Source organism: Streptomyces sp. NPDC021225 (genome assembly GCF_044332865.1).
Lineage (GTDB): Bacteria > Actinomycetota > Actinomycetes > Streptomycetales > Streptomycetaceae > Streptomyces.
The window spans coordinates 1,133,185-1,149,942 of sequence record NZ_JBIRPV010000002.1 but is presented as its reverse complement, the minus strand read 5'-3'; the positions used below and the strand labels follow the sequence as shown (position 1 = coordinate 1,149,942).

The following is a 16,758-nucleotide window of genomic DNA, read 5'->3' as shown; positions in this document are numbered from 1 at the left end:
GCCGACGGGGCGGCGGCATGGGGTGCCGCCCTCGACCACTACGCTCATTTCGTGCCCGGGACTCGCTGCGTGACGTCCGCGCCGAACTGCCGGCCCGGCACGCGACCAGCCGCGCGATGACCGGGCACGCGTATCACCGCCCCGTACCGCCCCCGCCCCGCACCGACTCCAGCATGCCGTCGCAGTCGCGCCAGACGACGAACAGCGCGCAGCCCGGCACCACGGCGAGACCGAGCAGTGGGGCCTGGTTGACGAGCGCCAGGGACACGCCCAGCAGGCCGAGGTTCAGCAGCGCGAGCGGCCAGCGGCGCACCGACGCGTAGCAGGCCGCAAGCAGGGTGCGCCGGGAGACGGCCGGGTTTTCGGCCGGGTCCTGGGCCAGGCCGGCCATCGCGACGACTCCGGAGCTCAGGGCGAGGAGGATCACCACGGTCAGCAGCGGTGCCAGGGCCGACCCGAGGGCGGATCCCCAGAGGGCGGCCAGGTCGGCGGCCGCCACGGCGACCAGCAGCACGAAGGGGGTCCAGCCGAGGAGCGCCCGGGTGAACAGGCGCCGGTAGCCGCGGAACAGGTCGGCCACCGGCGCCCGCTCGTCGTCGGCGGCGCGCCTCAGGTAGGCGAACACCGCGGCGAGCGAGGGACCGGCCCCGAGCGAGAGCAGACCGAAGAAGACCGGGTACCGCCAGGGCTGGTGCTCGGCGGCCAGGGCCAGCAGCAGCGGCAGGTTGGTGACCGCCACGCCGAGGTTGACCACCAGGACCCGGTGGACATGGGACCAGATGAGATCCCAGGAGTCGTGGCCGACGTTCAGCCGGAGCCTGCGGCCGGTCGCTGGTGTCGGTGTGCTCATGCCCGCCACCTCACTTCATCCCGCTGGTGGAGATGCCCTGGACGAAGTACCGCTGGCCGAGCAGGAAGACCACCAGGATCGGCAGGACGGACAGCACCGAGCCGGTCATGATCATCGCGTACTCGGAGCTGTACATGCCCACGAACGACCGCAGGCCGAGCTGCACCGTCCACAGGTTGTTGTCCGTCAGATAGATGAACGGACCCATGTAGTCGTTCCAGGTGTTGACGAAGGTCAGCAGCGCCAGGCTGGCCAGCGCGGGCTTGGACAGCGGCAGCACGATCCGCGCCCAGATGCCGTACTCGCTCAGCCCGTCCAGCCGCGCGGCCTCGCTCATCTCGTCCGGGATGGTCAGGTAGTACTGGCGCATCAGGAAGACGCCGAACGCGCCGAACGCCTGGAGCAGGATCAGCGACAGGTGCGTGTTCACCAGGCCCAGCTTCTGCATGATGATGTACTGCGGCACCATGTACGCCTGCCACGGCACCGCGATGGTGGCGATGTAGGCGAGGAAGACGGCGTCGCGCCCGGGGAAGCGGACCTTGGCGAAGCCGTAGGCCGCGAAGCTCCCGGTCAGCACCTGGAGAGCGGTGATGACGACGCTGAGGAACAGCGAGTTCCCCATGTAGGTCCACAGCGGGATCTCGGTCCAGATGTCGGAGAAGTTCTCCCAGCGGAAGGACTCCGGGATCCACTGGATCGGGACCGTGAAGACCTCGTTGTCCGCCTTCAGCGAGGACACCAGCATCCATATGAACGGCACCAGGACCGCGGCCGAGAGCACCGTCAGCACCACGTACAGCAGGGCCCGGCCGAGGATCCGCCCCGGCCCGCCCGACCCGCCCGGCCCGGCCGGGCCCCGGCGGCGGGGCCCGGCGGGAGCGATGCCGCCGCGGCCACCCGGCCGCGACGGCTCGGCCGTCTTGCCGTCCTTCGGCAGCACGGTCGTCTTCATCGCTCGTTCCTCCGCTGGAATCGGAACTGGGTCACGGTGATGATCAGGACGATGAGGAACAACACCAGGGAGATGGCCGAGGAGTAGCCGAACCGGCCCTGGGTGATGCCCTCCCTGAAGATGAGCTGGGACAGCACCAGCGTGGAGCGGCCGGGGCCGCCCTCGGTCATGACCTGGACCAGGTCGAAGACCTTGAAGCTGGAGACGGTCAGCATGACCAGGACGAAGAAGGTCGTCGGCCGCAGGGACGGCACCGTGACATGCCAGAACCGCTTCCAGGCGCCCGCGCCGTCGACCCGTGCGGCCTCGTACAGCTCCGCCGGGATGGCCTGGAGCCCCGCCAGGTACAGCACCATGTAGTAGCCCATGTCCCGCCACACGCTGGTGATGATCACCGCGGGCAGCGCCCAGTCGGTGTCGGTGGTCCACCCCGGCGGATGGGCCATCCCCACGGCCTTCAGCAGCTGGTTCACCGGACCGGCGTCCGGGCTGAACAGCATGTTCCACACCACGGCCACCGCGACCAGCGAGGTGATGTAGGGGAAGAAGAAGGCCGTACGGAAGAAGGCGACACCGCGCAGCTTCTGGTTGAGCAGCACCGCGAGGCCCAGGGAGGCCGCCATGGTGAGCGGGATGTGCCCGGCCGCGTACCAGGAGGTGTTGGTCAGCGCCGTCCAGAAGTTGTCGTTGTCCCACATCCGGCGGAAGTTGTCGAACCCGATCCACTGGGGAGTGTTGTACGAGTTCCAGTCGGTGAACGCCAGCAGCAGCGTGGCGACCACCGGGACCAGGGTCAGGGCGGCGAAGCCCAGAAGGTTGGGGAGGATGAAGCTCCAGCCCACCAGCGCGGTGCGCCGCCGTCGCCGCTTGAGCGCCGTAGCGCCGGAGACCTCGCTCATTCGACTTCGGACTTCACACGGGACTCCATCTCCTGGATCCCCTTGTCGATGGACTTCTCACCGGACATCACCAGCTCGTGCTCCTCTTTGAGGATCTGGTCGATGTCCGAGGACTTCGGGCTGACCGGCATCTCCAGCTTGACCTCGTCCGGGCTCATGGCCTTCTTGGACAGGGCGTCGCTCGGCATGCCCTTGACGCCGAAGAAGTTCTTCATGACCGCGGCATCCGTGTAGGACGGAACGACGCCGACCTTGGCGATCGCGGCCGCTCCCTTGGGGCCGGAGGCCCACAGCACGAACTTCTTGGCCGCCTCGGAGTTCCTGGCCTTCTTGTTCACGGCGAAGGCGGTCGGGGAGCCGAAGCTGACCGTCTTACCGTTCGCGCTGGTCTGCGGCAGCGGTGCCATGCCCCAGTCGACGTCGTTCTTGCCCTCGGCCTTCAGCTGGAGCAGACGGGCCGCGAGCCAGGTGCCCATGGGCACCATCGCGGTCTTGCGGGTGGAGAACATCGCGTCGTAGGTGGTCTGCTGGGTCTTGGCCGTGGCGAACGGCATGACGGCTCCGGACTTCTGGAGGTCCAGGGCCACCTCGTACTGCTTCTTGAAGAACCCGTAGTCGCCGCTCAGCTGGTCCCCGCCGGTCTGCGCGGCGGCGATCGCCTGCACCACCGAGCGCCAGGTCTGGTGGTAGGTGCCGTAGACCTTGGAGGAGCCCGAACCGGTGGTGAGCTCCTTGGCCAGGTCGGCGTAGTCGGACCAGGTGAGCTTGGACAGGTCCGCGTCGCTCTTCTTGAGAAGGTCCTTGTTGTAGAAGAGGACCCAGAAGTCCTGCCGGTACGGCAGGGCGTAGTAGTCACCCTTGAGGTCGAAGGCGTCGAGGCCGGAGTACTTGGCCTTGTCGAGCTTGTTGGCGTCGGTGGTGAGCGACTGGAGCTGGCCGCGCGTGCCGTAGCGGGCGTAGTCGGTGACGTTCTTCATGGTCAGCACGTCGGTGCTGTCACCGCCGGAGAGCATGGTGGTGATCTTGTTGGAGTAGTCGGCGGAGAGGATGTCGACCGGCTGCACGTCGATGTCCTTGTTCTCGGCCTCGAAGCCGTCGATCAGCGCCTTGAACTCGGGGGTCTTCTCGTAGTCCCATACCGCGACCTTGACGATGGTCTTGCCGTCGGCGGTCTTGCCGCTGCCGCCGCTGCCGCCGCAGCCGACGGCGAACAGGGACAGCGCGACGGCCGCGGTCAGGCTTCTCACGGCACCTTTGCGGTTGCTTATCACGGGAGCGGCTCCTTGTGATGAGGGGTGTGTTGCGGGGGGCGTTGCGGGGGGGGTGGGTGTTGCGAGGTGTTCTGGTGGGAGGGCGGGGCTCAGGCGCTGAAGCGTTCAGGCGCTCAGGCCGAGCGCCAGCGCCTCCGCCGTGATCTCGGACTGGAGGGGCTGTCGCGCGATCCACCGGGCCAGCTCGTCCATGGCGTGGTCGGTGAGTCGCCCGATCTCCGTGCCGAGCGAGCCTGCGATATGCGGGGTGACCATCACGCTGGCCTGGCGCCTCAGCGGCGAGTCGAGGGGCAGGGGCTCGGGGTCGGTGACGTCGAGGATGGCGAAGAGGCGTCCGGAGGCGCACTCGGCGGCGAGCGCCTCGGAGTCGATGAGGCTGCCCCGCGCCGTGTTGATCACCGTCGCGTGATCGGGGAGCAGACCGAGCTGGTCGGCGCCGATCAGATGGTGGGTCTCCCGCAGTTCGGGAGCGTGCAGGGACAGTACGTCGACGCGCGGAAGCATCTCCTCCAGCGGGACCAGCGTGGCGCCCGCCCGCTTCACCTCCTCCGCGTCCGCGTAAGGGTCCGCGACCAGGCAGGTGGTGTCCCCGAGGATCTTGAGCAGGTCGACGACCTTGCGGCCGATCCGCGAGAAGCCCACGATCCCCACGGTCCGGCCGAAGTTCGACAGGTCGCCGTACCCCGTCACCGTGCCCCAGCCCTGGTAGGCGCGGTCCTCGTCGGCGGCGAGGAACGGGGCCTTCTTGCCGGCGAAGATGATGGCCGCCAGCGTGTACTCCGCGACCGGGATCGCGTTGGAGTCCGCGCCGCTGGTCACCCGGATCCCGCGGCGCCACACCTCCTCGCCGACCAGGCCCCGTACGCTCCCGGCGCAGTGCAGCACCGCCCGCAGCGCGGGGGCCGCGGCGACCCGCTCCGGCGTCAGCGTCGGCGCGCCCCAGGACGTCAGCATGACCTCCACCTCCGCCAGTCGCGCCCGCACCGCCGGCTGGTCGAGGTCGTCGGCCCAGACCGGGTCGCCCAGGGTCACCAGCTCCGCGAGGCGCGCGAGGCGGGCGGAGTCGAAGTGCGCGTCGAAGCTCTGCCTGTCCATGACGACCAGCGCTTGGGGTTTCGCCTGCACGGGCGTCGAGTCCTTCCCTAGGCCGGTCTGGACCGGCATCGTTCGCCATCTGGCGCGAAGTTGTTATGTCCTGCTAAATCCCGTGTTGCGTGGAACACATTGGAACCCGCTGAACACGTTGGAACAGGGATAGTGGGCAGCAGCACAGATTCGCTATAGAGCGAACACAATCGAAGCGATTCGTTCAGACTCGAACAGGCCATCAGGCCGTCGACCGAGGGGGCCCGATGAGCGCAGACCGACCTTTCGCCCTTCAGCGCAGGGAACGGCTGATGGACGAGTTGCGCCGGCACGGCACCGTGCGCGTGCGTGACCTCGCCCACATGCTCGACGTCAGCGAACTGACCGTACGGCGCGACATCACCGCCCTGGCCGCCCGCGGCCTGCTCACCAAGGTGCACGGCGGCGCCACCCTGCCGACCGACCTCGACCAGGCCCCGGCCCGCCGGCCCCGCCCCACCTCCACGCCCTTCACCATCGGCATGGTCGTGCCCTCCCTGGACTTCTACTGGCCGTCGATCGTCAGCGGCGCACGCGCGGCGGCCGCCGGGCTCGGCGTCCAGCTCCAACTGCGCGGGTCCAGTTACGACCAGGCCGAGGACCGCCGCCAGATCAGCCGGCTGATCGAGGCCAAGCAGGTGCAGGGGCTGCTGCTGGCCCCCAACCTCGAGGGCAACGGCGTCGACGAGTTGCTCGACTGGATCGGCAATCTGCCGGTGCCGACCATCCTCGTGGAGCGGCAGACCTCACAGTGGACGCCGACCCCGCGCCAGCTGGAGTGGGTGCGCAGCGACCACGCGCTCGGCATGGAGATGGCCGTACGCCACCTCCACGAGCACGGCCACCGCCGGATCGGTCTGGTGCTGTCCAAGGGCAGCCCGCACTCGACCCACCTCGCCCAGGGCTGGCTGAAGGCGTGCACGGAGCTCGATCTGCCCAGCGAGTTGGTGGTGCGCGAGAGCGTGGCCCTCGACCAGCCCGGCCACCGGCAGATCATCGAGGGCATCCTCGACCGGTGTCGCGGGTCCCGGATCACCGCGCTGATCGTGCACAGCGACCCCGACGCGATGTCGGTCGCCCAGTACCTCGCCGAGCGGGGGGTCTCGATCCCGGACGACATGGCTCTGGTCAGCTACGACGACGAGGTGGCCCATCTCGCGGAGCCCGCGATGACGGCCGTCCGCCCGCCCAAGGCCCGGGTCGGCCGGGTCGCGGTCGAGATGATGGTGTCCCGGCTCATGGAGGGCAGACGCCGCCCGGCGCAGCGCGTCGCCATCCTGCCGGAGCTGATCCTCCGCGACTCCTCGGTCAAGCGGGCGCGAGCCGTGTGACAGGCGCGCTACGGGCCGGGCGGCAGATCGACCTCGGTGGTGAGGCCGTCCGGCCAGATCAGCCGCGCCCGGTCGGCGCCGTCGGGCCCCGGGAGGACGGAGACGACGGGATCGGCGCTGTTCTGGTTGCCGCTTCCGCCGCGTTCGAGGGTCACCGCGGCCGCGAGCACCTCGCCGTACCGGACGCCGTCCGTGGCCAGCCACGGCGTCGCGGTCCGGGCGCCGAGAGGGCTGTCGTCCTTCCCGATGGCGACTCCGCCGAGCCGTAGGCCGAGCAGTCCGCGCAGCGACGAGCGCAGGGAAGCGGTGCGCGCTTCCGCGCAGGGCGCATCGGCGTACGACACCGCGTCCGCCGGGCCGGTGCCCACCCGGGTCCCGGGCGGGGCGTCGGCGGCGACCGGCCAGCCGCCCACCCGTACGCAGTCCCACGCCGGATCCGGGTCCGGCGCCGGGCCGTCCCCCGACGCCGGGGCGTCCACTCGGACGAGCCGGACCTCAACCCCCGCGCGCAGCACCGAGGCCACGGTGACCACGGGCCCGGGCGTCGTCGGACCGGTCCGGCCGGAGCCGTGGTCGGGCGAGTCGTCGGCGCCGCTGTCGACCCAACGCACCGGCCCCCGGGAGGCGGCGGCCAGCACACCGCCGGGGAGCTCGCGGGCGAACAGCGTCTCGAACCCGGTGCGGTGGCTGGCCCGGCCGGTGTCGTCGAGCAGCACGACCGCGTTGTCGACCGGGTCCGCCGCCGACGCGGCGGTCAGCGGGGGCACCGTGGCGGTGGAGTAGCCGAGCCGCGCGTACAGCGGCGAGTCCGCGCTGGTGTCGCCGGGACGCGCGTGGTCGGTGCCGTGGTTGAGCACCACCGCGATCCCGTCGCGGCGCCGCGCGGAGACCAGCCAGCCGGGGGCCGCCACCACCCGCGCTACGTCCCCGGTCTCCACCGGAAGCGGGAGTTCCGGCTCCGTCCACACCGGGTGGTCCGCGGGCAGCATCAGGCCGAGCAGACCCTTGGCCGCCCAGTACGGGGAGCCGGGCCCGGAGTAGGACTGCCGCATCGTCGGCCAGGCGGCGTGCCAGCCGAGGTTGAGCAGCCCGTCCGGGTCGGGGGCTCCCCGGTCGGTGAAGTGCCGGACGATGCCGGACGCCGCCCGGCGCACCAGTCCGGGCGGCTGCCCGCCCGCCCCCGTCACCGCGCCGACCCAGAAGGGCGCGGCGGCGGCGAAGCGGTAGCTGAGGCTGCGTCCTTGCAGCAGCGGGGAGCCATCCGCGCCGACCAGGCGCACCGCGTCATCGAGGTAGCGCGCGAGGTCGGCGCCCCAGGTCTCGCGGAGGGCCGGCGGGCACAGGGTGCCGGTGACGTCGAACAGGTGGGTCCACAGCAGCGGGTACAGGTGCAGCGCCCAGCCCGTGTAGTGGTCGAAGGCCCGCTCCTGCCCGTCGCTGAGCCAGCCGCCCGGCCGGCGCAGCGAGGCGTGGACGGCCAGGTCCTCCTCGATGTCGGCGGCCGACCACGGCCCGCCCACCTCCCGCAGGAACGACTCGACGACGATCCTGAACCAGACCCAGTTGATGGGTGGATAGGGCTGCCCGACGACGGTCCCCAGCCAGGCGATGACCCGCTCGCGCACCCCGTCGTCCAGTTGGTCCCACAGCCAGGGCTTGGTCAGCTGGAGCACCAGGGCGAGGGAGGCGGCCTCGACCTTGGCCTGCCCGAGCTGGTCGGGGCGGGGCCAGGCCTCGGGCGAGTGCGGGTCGGTGCCCGCCGCCAGGCCGCGCGCGTACCGCTCCAGCAGCCCGCCGGGGTCCGCGCCCCGCTCCCCCGCGACGCGGAAACCGGCGATCAGGAAGGTGCGGGCGAAGCCCTCCAGGCCGTCGGAGGTCGCGCCGTTGCGGCTCGCCGGGCCGGGCAGGTCGATCCGGGCCCCCTCCGGGGAGGCGTACGGGTGGGTGGCGGCGAGCATCCGGTCGGCGAGCGCGGTCCAGTGCGCCCTGGTCCAACCGGTGTACGGGGCAAGGTCCCGGTCCTCGTCAGGCGACACTGCTTCCTCCGGAAGTGGGGTTGGTGGGTGGTGGATGGATGGCGTTGCCACCTCACCCCGTGACATAGTCCCGAGTCAACGAATCCGAACAGAACCGATCAGGAGAGATAATGGGCCTGGTAGAGCCGGAGCCGGTTTCCCCCGCGTACCGCTCCCTCCGGAACCGGCTGGCCCCCGCCCTGAGCTCCACTTCCGGCCCCGATTCACTGGTCGAGCACCTGCGGAACGCCCCCGCGCGGCTGCCCGTCCCCGACGTCACCGCGCGCCCGGTGTGGGAGGCGGTGGACGCCGCCACGCGCGAGGCGCTGCTGGACGAGGCCGCGGCCGAACTCCGCCGGACCGCACCGGTCCTGACCGCCTCCGCCTGGGCGCGGACGTTCCGCGACGGCGTACGGACCGCGTACGAGGACTCCGCCCGACGGCTGCGCGAGCGGGCCACGCTGCTCGTGCTCGCCGCCACGCTGACCGGCGAGGTGGCCCCGGCCGACGCCCCGCCCGGGGCCGCGCCATACCTGGACGCCGCGGCCGACGCGCTGATGGCCCTGGCCGAGGCCAGCACCTGGTGCTGGGCGCCGCACGACCGCTTCGCCACTGCCCGCGGCGAGGTGCTGCCGGACCCGGACGAGCCGTTCCTCGACCTGGGGGCCGCCGAGGTGGTGTCCCTGCTGGCCTGGGCCGATCACGTACTGGGCCCGCATCTGGACACCCGGATCCCCGGGCTGCGCAGGCGACTTCGGCGCGAGGCGGACCTGCGGGTGCTGACGCCGTTCGAGCGCACCCGGGACTGGCACTGGATCGGCCTCGACGGGGACGCCCACAACTGGAACCCCTGGATCCATGGGGCGGTGCTCGCCGCGGCCCTCCTGCTGACCGAGGACGAGGAGCGGCGGGCGCGGCTCGTCCGGCTCGTCGTCGAGGGCCTGGACCACTACCTCGCGGTGCTCCCCGACGACGGCGGGATCGACGAGGGCGTCGCCTACTGGTGGCAGGGCGCCGGCCGGCTGCTGGAGGCCCTCGACCTCCTCGCCGACGCCGGCGGCGCCGCGCTCGACGCCCGCGACCTGCCGGTGTTCGGCCCGCTCGGCAAGTTCCCGCACCGCATGCACCTCGCCGGCGACTGGTACGTCAACGCCGGTGACGCCCCCGCCCGCCTGTGGGCCGACCAGCCCTGGCACGTGCTCTTCCAATGGGGCGAGCGGCTGGCCGACCCCGAGATCCGCGCCCACGCCCTGGCCTGCGCACGCGGCGGCCCGGCGGTACGGCCCCGGGCGGGCCTCGGCCGAGCCCTGGCCGGACTCCGCGACCCCCGCTGGCGCGATGCCCTGGCCACTACCGACACGGATGGCGACCCCGTCCCCTGGGCGGCACGGGAGACCTGGCTGCCCCGGGTCCAGGTGCTCGTCGCCAGGGAGGCCGCGGGCACCGCCGCCGGGCTGACCCTGGCGGCGAAGGCGGGACACAACGGCGAGCGCCACAACCACCTCGACGTGGGCTCGTACTGGGTCGCCCTCGACGGCCGCCCGCTGGTCGTCGACATCGGCCAACCCACGTACACCGCGGCCAGCTTCGGCCCCGACCGCTACCAGGCGTGGCCCCTCCAGAGCGCCTGGCACAACGTCCCCGAGCCCGGCGCCCCCCAACAGCCGGGCCCCGCCCACGCAGCGCACGACGTACGGGTCGCCCTCACCCCCGCCGCTGCCGCCCTGCACGCCGAGCTCGCCGGGGCGTACCCGGCGGGCCTGTTGCGCACCTGGCACCGGTCCCTGCGGCTGATACGCGCCACGCCGGACACCCCGGCCCACATCCTGATCGAAGACCACTGGACCCCGCACCCCGCCGCCCCGGTACTGCTCCGGCACGTCCTGGCCGGAGACGTCGAACTGGCGGAGGGACGGGCGCAGATCACGGCCGGAGCGAGCTCCCTGCGCCTCACCTGGGACCCGAACCGCGCCACGGCACAGCTCGAACACCGCGACCTCGACGACCCATTGCTGCGCGAGTCGTGGGGAGAGCGGCTGACGAGGCTCACCCTGACCGTCGCGGCTCCCTCCGCTGGAGAGCCGTTCACCGTCCGGATGGAGCGGTCTCGGTGAGGTTGTCGAACGGTCTTTTCAGGGTGCCCGCCAGGAGCAGGTCATGAGTGACGCGTAGTCCCCCGTCCCGGAGCGAGGGCATATGCCTTCGCCGCGCGGGTATCCGAGGGAGCGCTCATTGCGGTACCGATTCCGCGCTCGAAGGAGGCCCCATGCTGATGGCACACCCCGCGGTCCTGACACGCGGACGGCTGACGGCGGGATCGGCCTGGCAATGAACGGCATGCCCCCACACGATCTTGAGGAAGCGGCCGCCAAGCTGTCCGACCAGCGGGACCGCCTCCGCGCGGAGATCGCCACAGCGCGGGAAACCGAGTCGGACCTCCGCCGCGACTGCGCCCTGGACGCCGGGGACGTCGGCGCGGCCACCCTCGCCATCGAGGAACTGCACGCCCGCATCGACGCCGCCACCGCTCTCCTGGAACGGACCCTCGCCGCGCTCACCCGCATCCAGGACGGCACCTTCGGCATCTGCGCCACCTGTGGCGCCCCCATCGCCCGGGAACGGGTCATGGCCATGCCGCACGCAGAGCGGTGCGTCGCCTGCACCGAGCGGCAGAGTGGGCCCTGAGCGAGGCGCTAGATCTGGCCTAGGTCGATCTCCACCGGGAACGGAGCCGCGGCCTTCACCACGCCAGTGAACACGTCCCCGTCCCGATAGGTCCTGGTCGCCGGGTCGAGGACGTAGGTGTACACCAGCGGAACGCCGGTGGCGGCCTGCTCGACCCGCCAGTAGAAGGCGATCCCCGCCGTCGCGTACTGCTCCACCTTCACGATCCGGTCGGTGGTCTCCGACCCCGGGGACACGACCTCGACGACCAGCAGCACGTGCTCGGGGCGGGTGGGCGTGACGTCGATCGCCTCCGCGCGGTACACCACCACGTCCGGACGGCGGTTGGTGAGCGGCACGTCCTGAAGCCGGACGTCGAAATCCGAATCGGCATTCCAGACAGGCCCGGCGGCGGCCTCCAGGGCGTTCGCGAGGATCCGGGCCAGGCGGTTGTGCCGTTTGGAGGCGCGGGGGCGTACGACGACCATCCCCTCCACGATCTCAATGCCCGCGCACTGCTCCTCGGACCAGGAGTCGTACAGATCGGGTGTGATCTGCTCGCGCATCCACGCCGCGCCGACCGCGTCAGGCACTCGCGTCAGCCGCCGCGTCGGGCTCGGGCTCGGGCTTCGCCGCGCCGACGGGGGTGTCGCTCAGGCCGAGGCGGAGGTGCTCCACGTGGTAGAGGGCCTGGTCGAGGAGTTCGGCGACGTGGTTGTCGTACAGCGTGTACACCACGGAACGGCCCTTGCGGGTGCCGGTCACCAGGCCGAGGTTGCGCAGCAGGCGGAGCTGGTGGGAGCAGGCCGACTGCTCCATGCCGACCTCGGCGGCCAGTTCGGTGGCCGCGAGGGGGCCTTCGCGCAGCCGGGCGAGGATCAGCAACCGGGATGGGGTGGCGAGGGCCTGCAAGGTGGTGGCGACCTTGGCGGCGCCGGCCGCGTCCAGGCGCGCACGGGGGACGGTGCTGGCGGGGGATGCGGCTCCATGACCCATGCGGTCATCGTACGCCCCCGCCCCATGAATGCATGAATCATTGTTCATCCATTCCTGTTACGGTGGTGGCGTCGGATGCGTTTCCTCCCGCCCGTGAAGGACCCCTGCCGCGATGACGTCCACGCTCACCCGCCCCGCCCCCGGCGCCACCCGCGACGCGGTGGCACCCAAGCGCCGTACGCGGATCTTCGCCCTGCCCGAGGCCCGCTGGGCCACCGCCGCGCTGGTGTTGTTCCTGATCGGGCTGCCGCTCTATCTGCTGGACGCGCCGGCGTGGGCATGGGGCCCGCTGTTCGCGCTGGTCTACGTCACCGGCGGATGGGAGCCCGGCTGGGCGGGCCTTCAGGCGCTCAAGGACAAGACCCTCGACGTGGACCTGCTCATGGTCGTCGCCGCACTCGGCGCGGCGGCCATCGGCCAGGTACTGGACGGCGCCCTGCTGATCGTCATCTTCGCCACCTCCGGCGCGCTGGAGGCCATCGCCACCGCCCGCACCGCCGACTCCGTACGCGGCCTGCTCGACCTCGCCCCGGCCACCGCCACGCGCATCGCCGACGACGGCGGGGAGGAGACCGTGCCCACCGAGCAGCTACGTGTGGGCGACACGCTTTTGGTGCGACCCGGGGAGCGCATCGGCGCCGACGGCCGGGTGCTGGACGGCGCGAGCGACGTCGACCAGGCCACCATCACCGGCGAACCGCTGCCGGTGGCCAAGGAGACCGGCGACGAGGTGTTCGCCGGCACGCTCAACGGCACCGGCGCGCTCCGGGTGAAGGTCGAGCGCGACCCGTCGGACTCGGTGATCGCCCGCATCGTGGCCATGGTCGAGGAGGCCGCCGAGACCAAGGCCCCCACCCAGCTGTTCATCGAGAAGGTCGAGCAGCGCTACAGCCTCGGCATGGTCGCCGCCACCCTCGCGCTGTTCGCGCTCCCTCTTGTCTTCGGCGCCGCCCTTCAGCCAACCCTGCTGCGGGCCATGACCTTCATGATCGTCGCATCGCCCTGCGCGGTGGTGCTGGCCACCATGCCCCCGCTACTGTCCGCCATCGCCAACGCCGGACGCCACGGCGTGCTGGTCAAGTCCGCCGTGGTGATGGAGCGCCTCGGGCAGATCGACGCCGTGGCCCTCGACAAGACCGGCACCCTCACCGAGGGCACCCCGAAGGTCACGGACATCCGCCCGCTGCCCGCGTCCGGCCTGTCCGAGGACGAGCTGCTACGGCTCGCGGCGGCCGCCGAGCACCCCAGCGAACACCCCCTGGCCCGCGCCGTCGTGGACGCCGCGCGTGACCGTGATCTCGGCCTCCCGCCCGCCGAGGACTTCGCCTCCGCGCCCGGTACGGGTGTGACCGCTCGTGTCGACGGCAAGAAGCTCGCGGTCGGCAGCCCGGCCCGGCTCCTGGACGGCCGCGACGACCACCCCGCCGCAGCGCTCGCCGAGCAGTTGGAGAGCGAGGGCCGCACCGCCGTCGCGGTGTTGGTGGACGGCGCCCCGGTCGGCGTACTGGGCATCGCCGACCGCCTCCGCGACGAGGCCGCCGCCACCGTCACCGCCCTGACCGCACTCACCGGCACCGCGCCGGTCCTCGTCACCGGCGACAACCCACGCGCCGCCGCGCGTCTGGCCGACGAGGTCGGCATCGCGGACGTACGGGCGGGACTGCTGCCGCAGGACAAGGTGGCGGCGGTGAAGGAGTTGGAGACCGCCGGACGAAAGGTGCTGGTCGTCGGCGACGGCGTCAACGACGCCCCCGCCCTGGCCGCCGCCCACACCGGCATCGCCATGGGCCGCGCGGGCTCCGACCTCGCTCTGGAGACCGCCGACGCGGTGGTCGTACGCGACGAACTGGCCACCATCCCGACCGTCGTCGCCCTCTCCCGCCGCGCCCGCCGCTTGGTGGTGCAGAACCTGGTCATCGCCGGAACCTTCATCACCGGCCTGGTGATTTGGGACTTGGTCGGGACCTTGCCCCTGCCGCTGGGTGTCGCGGGCCACGAGGGCTCCACGGTGATCGTCGGCCTCAACGGCCTGCGGCTGCTGGCCGACGGCGCGTGGCGCCGCGCCCGGGGTTCCGAGGACGCGTAGGCCCTCAGGCAGCCGGAAGACCCCCGGCCCGCACGGCAGCCGTGAACGAGCCCCACGCGGCAGCCGAGAAGAGCAGGGCCGGGCCTGCCGGGTTCTTGCTGTCCCGGACGGGGACGACACCGGCGGTGGTGGCTATGCCGGGAGCGAACTCGACGCACTCCCCTTCATCCCCGCTGCTATGGCTGGACTTGACCCATTCGGCGCGGGACAGATCAAGGGCACTGCTCATTGGGCGAACTCCTCCATCACTCTGCGGATCATGGCTAACGACTCCTGCGGAGACAGAGCAGCGGCCCGTAGCCGGTCGTACCTGGCAGTCGCGCTCTCCACCTCTTCCGGGGTGTCGAACATCTGGCCAGCCATCGCCGTATCCGCATACACGATGCCCGGCCCTTCGTCGAACCTCAGAAGGGTGAAGCCTCCCGGCGTTGGGGGTGCTCCCGCCCCGAACGGTAGTACCTGAAGAGCCACGTGTGGGGACTCGGCTTCGGTCAGGAGATGAGCCATCTGCGCGCTCATGATGTCGCGCCCGCCCACCTCGGCGCGTAGGCAGGCTTCGTACAGGACGCACCACACCAGAGGTGGCGAGTCCTTCTCCATCACCTCGCGCCGCCGCATTCGCCGCTCGACCCTGGCGTCAAGCGTGTCCACGGCCTCCCGTGGATGCGCGGCCCGGAAGACAGCACGTGCGTAGTCGGCCGTCTGCAACATGCCCATGATGAACGTGGCGGAGAAGTTGGAGATGCCCGTCGCCTGCCGCTCCAACTGAACGTACGGCAGGAACCAGGCCGGATAGCCGTGCAGGCTGGCCCACTCCCGGAGCCGTGCAAACGTGCCCGGCGTACCGAAGACCTCATCACAAACCTTGGCGAACGACCGGCTGGCCAGCCTCTCCCCTGCCTCCACCTTCGCCACGTACTGCTGCCCGTAGTTGGCTCGCTCGCCCAGCTCCCGCTGGCTCATCCCCGCCCGCGTCCGCCAGGCCCGTACCTCCTTGCCGAAAAACGCAGGTCCGCTGACCTGCTCCTGCTCCTCGCTCGTCGTCTCACTCATCGCATGGATCTCCCCTCACCCCAGGCCGACTTGGTGTGTCGCCACCCCTGTTGGTTGCCGCCCCGCAACGCAACGCTGGGAGTACACACAGTAATTAAAGCCCGCAAGGCGTATCCAAGTAAGAAAGATCCACCCAAACTAGCTAACACCGAACAGGCGACCGAATGAACGACCAATGCCCCCAGTGCCGCCACTACCGCGCGCTGCGCGAGCAGGCCAAACAAGCCGGGGACTACAGCAAGGCGACCGACTACGAGGTGCTGCGCCGACGCCACCCCACCCACGCCGTCTACGTGCCTCGGCAGGCTGGAGGGCGGCGCGCGTGAACCACCCCAACGCACGCACACACAGCACCCCCGGCCCGGGCCAGCAGGCGTACGACCCGATCAGCGACCGCACAGGCGTGGTCCAGGCGATTCACGCCACCACGGAACTGCTCTTCGACCACAGAATGACGGGAAGCCGCGTCGCCTTCCTGCGCCCCGCCCGGGGCGGCGTCGAGTGGACGGCGGATGCCGCCACCCTCCGCTTCCCTCCGGAAGCCAAACCCCGCCCGTGAAACCCTGTACCGCGTGACGGACACGACTCCCTACGACCACGACCGCAACGAGCTCTCCCGGTCCGCCCTGGCGCGCCTGGTACTGAGTGACCGCGCCGTCGCCCTGGCCCAGACGGCCGGCACGCTCGCGGTGACCCGGTACGACGCGTACACCGGCCCGGGAGGGCGGGCCAGCGAGGCGCTGAGCCTGACGCGGATCGCGGATCGGCTGCTCTGCTACGCCGTCGTGTACGAGCGCGAGCGCGGGAGCAGTTGGGAGCAGATAGCCCAGTACCTGGACATGGACGCCGTCACGGCGGAGGAGCGCTTCGCGCCCGAGATCGAGCGGTGGAACACGGCGTTCGCCGTGCCCTATCGCTTGGACGAGACCGGGCGCAAGCGCATCCCCAACCTGCCGACGGCGGCATACGACCCCCAAAGCGCCTGCCGACGGCTCGACCTGTGGGCGCACGTGCACCTCACCATCAGCGACAAACACGCCGTGAGTGACGGTCTGCGCCCGAGTTCCCTGAAGGACGAGCCCTCCGCCTCGACGGCGCACGACATCGACGGGTGGATCTGCCGGCGGAACTTCTCCCCATTCATGGAGTCGTTGTCCCGGTACGTCGGCACGGACTGGGAGCCGACCGACTGGGACACAGTGGCGCTCAGCCTCGAAGGGACCGACGACAGCGACCCGGACGACGGCTGGTACGTGCACCGGATGGCCGGGGCTTGGCAGTCGGTCGAGGTCCGGCTGGCGAACGCCGCCGCAGCGACCGACATGGTGTCCGTCGTCGTCGCGGGTGCCGAGGCCGCCGAGCTGCGCCTGCGGATCGACACCCTGCTCTCAGCTTTCGCCATCGAGCCCTGATCGGCCGGATGGCGTCGACGAGTGTCTGTTCGAGGCACTGGTCGAACTACTAGATTTTTCCCCATGCCACCAGCCTCACAGTCACCACCAGCTATCCTCCG

Annotated in this window: 17 protein-coding genes; 7 read left to right on the top strand and 10 right to left on the bottom strand. The window is 71.1% G+C overall.

Annotated elements, in window-relative coordinates; all coding sequences use genetic code 11:
• Positions 1–133: 133 nt before the first annotated feature.
• The 5 genes from ACH4S9_RS13220 to ACH4S9_RS13200 form a co-directional block, all read right to left on the bottom strand.
• Positions 134–850 (bottom strand): DUF624 domain-containing protein, encoded by a 717-nt coding sequence (locus tag ACH4S9_RS13220; protein ID WP_311730347.1) that lies wholly within the window; start codon positions 848–850, stop codon positions 134–136.
• A gap of 10 nt (positions 851–860) precedes the next feature.
• On the bottom strand, positions 861–1,805 hold the full coding sequence (locus tag ACH4S9_RS13215; RefSeq protein ID WP_385344291.1) for a carbohydrate ABC transporter permease: 945 nt from the start codon (positions 1,803–1,805) through the stop codon (positions 861–863).
• A complete protein-coding gene (locus tag ACH4S9_RS13210; RefSeq protein ID WP_311730349.1) occupies positions 1,802–2,704 on the bottom strand; it encodes a sugar ABC transporter permease in 903 nt (300 codons plus the stop codon). Before ACH4S9_RS13210 ends, ACH4S9_RS13215 begins: the two co-directional genes overlap by 4 nt.
• Positions 2,701–3,951, bottom strand: coding sequence for an extracellular solute-binding protein (locus tag ACH4S9_RS13205; RefSeq protein ID WP_311730350.1), 1,251 nt, complete (start codon positions 3,949–3,951; stop codon positions 2,701–2,703). The genes ACH4S9_RS13210 and ACH4S9_RS13205 overlap by 4 nt, the downstream gene beginning before the upstream one ends.
• Before the next feature lie 129 nt (positions 3,952–4,080).
• A complete protein-coding gene (locus ACH4S9_RS13200; RefSeq protein ID WP_311730351.1) occupies positions 4,081–5,100 on the bottom strand; it encodes a hydroxyacid dehydrogenase in 1,020 nt (339 codons plus the stop codon).
• A gap of 227 nt (positions 5,101–5,327) precedes the next feature.
• Between ACH4S9_RS13200 and ACH4S9_RS13195 the strand changes: the two genes are divergently transcribed.
• Positions 5,328–6,431, top strand: a complete 1,104-nt coding sequence (locus tag ACH4S9_RS13195) for a substrate-binding domain-containing protein (RefSeq protein WP_311730352.1) — start codon at positions 5,328–5,330, stop codon at positions 6,429–6,431.
• Positions 6,432–6,439: 8 nt separating this feature from the next.
• Here ACH4S9_RS13195 and ACH4S9_RS13190 read toward each other — a convergent pair whose 3' ends face one another.
• Positions 6,440–8,467: a DUF2264 domain-containing protein gene (locus ACH4S9_RS13190; RefSeq protein ID WP_398371684.1), complete on the bottom strand. Its 2,028-nt coding sequence runs from the start codon at positions 8,465–8,467 to the stop codon at positions 6,440–6,442.
• A 110-nt stretch (positions 8,468–8,577) separates the two neighbouring features.
• Between ACH4S9_RS13190 and ACH4S9_RS13185 the strand changes: the two genes are divergently transcribed.
• Together ACH4S9_RS13185 and ACH4S9_RS13180 are read left to right on the top strand one after the other, a co-directional pair.
• The gene (locus ACH4S9_RS13185) at positions 8,578–10,560 is read left to right on the top strand and encodes a heparinase II/III family protein (protein ID WP_398371682.1); all 1,983 of its coding nucleotides are present in this window, start codon (positions 8,578–8,580) and stop codon (positions 10,558–10,560) included.
• A gap of 223 nt (positions 10,561–10,783) precedes the next feature.
• Positions 10,784–11,131, top strand: a complete 348-nt coding sequence (locus ACH4S9_RS13180; RefSeq protein ID WP_358847353.1) for a TraR/DksA family transcriptional regulator — start codon at positions 10,784–10,786, stop codon at positions 11,129–11,131.
• An 8-nt stretch (positions 11,132–11,139) separates the two neighbouring features.
• Here ACH4S9_RS13180 and ACH4S9_RS13175 read toward each other — a convergent pair whose 3' ends face one another.
• The gene (locus ACH4S9_RS13175; RefSeq protein ID WP_385344422.1) at positions 11,140–11,676 is read right to left on the bottom strand and encodes a Uma2 family endonuclease; all 537 of its coding nucleotides are present in this window, start codon (positions 11,674–11,676) and stop codon (positions 11,140–11,142) included.
• 19 nt (positions 11,677–11,695) lie between these two features.
• Positions 11,696–12,106 carry an ArsR/SmtB family transcription factor gene (locus tag ACH4S9_RS13170; RefSeq protein ID WP_385344276.1) on the bottom strand — a complete coding sequence of 137 codons (411 nt, stop codon included), beginning with the start codon at positions 12,104–12,106 and terminating at the stop codon, positions 11,696–11,698.
• A 112-nt stretch (positions 12,107–12,218) separates the two neighbouring features.
• Between ACH4S9_RS13170 and ACH4S9_RS13165 the strand changes: the two genes are divergently transcribed.
• Positions 12,219–14,192, top strand: coding sequence for a heavy metal translocating P-type ATPase (locus ACH4S9_RS13165; protein ID WP_398371679.1), 1,974 nt, complete (start codon positions 12,219–12,221; stop codon positions 14,190–14,192).
• 4 nt (positions 14,193–14,196) lie between these two features.
• Here ACH4S9_RS13165 and ACH4S9_RS13160 read toward each other — a convergent pair whose 3' ends face one another.
• Together ACH4S9_RS13160 and ACH4S9_RS13155 are read right to left on the bottom strand one after the other, a co-directional pair.
• Positions 14,197–14,421, bottom strand: a complete 225-nt coding sequence (locus tag ACH4S9_RS13160; protein ID WP_358847350.1) for a DUF397 domain-containing protein — start codon at positions 14,419–14,421, stop codon at positions 14,197–14,199.
• Entirely contained in the window at positions 14,418–15,245 is an 828-nt protein-coding gene (locus ACH4S9_RS13155; RefSeq protein WP_361189626.1) for a helix-turn-helix transcriptional regulator, read from the bottom strand. Before ACH4S9_RS13155 ends, ACH4S9_RS13160 begins: the two co-directional genes overlap by 4 nt.
• Positions 15,246–15,409: 164 nt before the next feature.
• On the opposite strand from ACH4S9_RS13155, the gene ACH4S9_RS13150 reads away from it, so the two are divergent.
• Genes ACH4S9_RS13150 through ACH4S9_RS13140 form a run of 3 tightly spaced genes read left to right on the top strand, consistent with a single transcriptional unit; the run spans position 15,410 to position 16,657 of the window.
• Entirely contained in the window at positions 15,410–15,571 is a 162-nt protein-coding gene (locus ACH4S9_RS13150; RefSeq protein WP_361189623.1) for a hypothetical protein, read from the top strand.
• Entirely contained in the window at positions 15,568–15,804 is a 237-nt protein-coding gene (locus ACH4S9_RS13145; RefSeq protein ID WP_361189620.1) for a hypothetical protein, read from the top strand. The genes ACH4S9_RS13150 and ACH4S9_RS13145 overlap by 4 nt, the downstream gene beginning before the upstream one ends.
• A 13-nt stretch (positions 15,805–15,817) precedes the next feature.
• Positions 15,818–16,657, top strand: coding sequence for a hypothetical protein (locus ACH4S9_RS13140; protein WP_385344261.1), 840 nt, complete (start codon positions 15,818–15,820; stop codon positions 16,655–16,657).
• Positions 16,658–16,758: the final 101 nt, after the last annotated feature.

Coding starts and splice junctions, on each gene's coding strand:
- ACH4S9_RS13150 (WP_361189623.1), top strand. CDS start 15,410: ATGAACGACCAATGCCCCCAGTGCCGCCACTACCGCGCGCTGCGCGAG.
- ACH4S9_RS13180 (WP_358847353.1), top strand. CDS start 10,784: ATGCCCCCACACGATCTTGAGGAAGCGGCCGCCAAGCTGTCCGACCAG.
- ACH4S9_RS13220 (WP_311730347.1), bottom strand. CDS start 850: ATGAGCACACCGACACCAGCGACCGGCCGCAGGCTCCGGCTGAACGTC.
- ACH4S9_RS13185 (WP_398371682.1), top strand. CDS start 8,578: ATGGGCCTGGTAGAGCCGGAGCCGGTTTCCCCCGCGTACCGCTCCCTC.
- ACH4S9_RS13175 (WP_385344422.1), bottom strand. CDS start 11,676: ATGCGCGAGCAGATCACACCCGATCTGTACGACTCCTGGTCCGAGGAG.
- ACH4S9_RS13215 (WP_385344291.1), bottom strand. CDS start 1,805: ATGAAGACGACCGTGCTGCCGAAGGACGGCAAGACGGCCGAGCCGTCG.
- ACH4S9_RS13210 (WP_311730349.1), bottom strand. CDS start 2,704: ATGAGCGAGGTCTCCGGCGCTACGGCGCTCAAGCGGCGACGGCGGCGC.
- ACH4S9_RS13170 (WP_385344276.1), bottom strand. CDS start 12,106: ATGGGTCATGGAGCCGCATCCCCCGCCAGCACCGTCCCCCGTGCGCGC.
- ACH4S9_RS13195 (WP_311730352.1), top strand. CDS start 5,328: ATGAGCGCAGACCGACCTTTCGCCCTTCAGCGCAGGGAACGGCTGATG.
- ACH4S9_RS13160 (WP_358847350.1), bottom strand. CDS start 14,421: ATGAGCAGTGCCCTTGATCTGTCCCGCGCCGAATGGGTCAAGTCCAGC.
- ACH4S9_RS13165 (WP_398371679.1), top strand. CDS start 12,219: ATGACGTCCACGCTCACCCGCCCCGCCCCCGGCGCCACCCGCGACGCG.
- ACH4S9_RS13155 (WP_361189626.1), bottom strand. CDS start 15,245: ATGAGTGAGACGACGAGCGAGGAGCAGGAGCAGGTCAGCGGACCTGCG.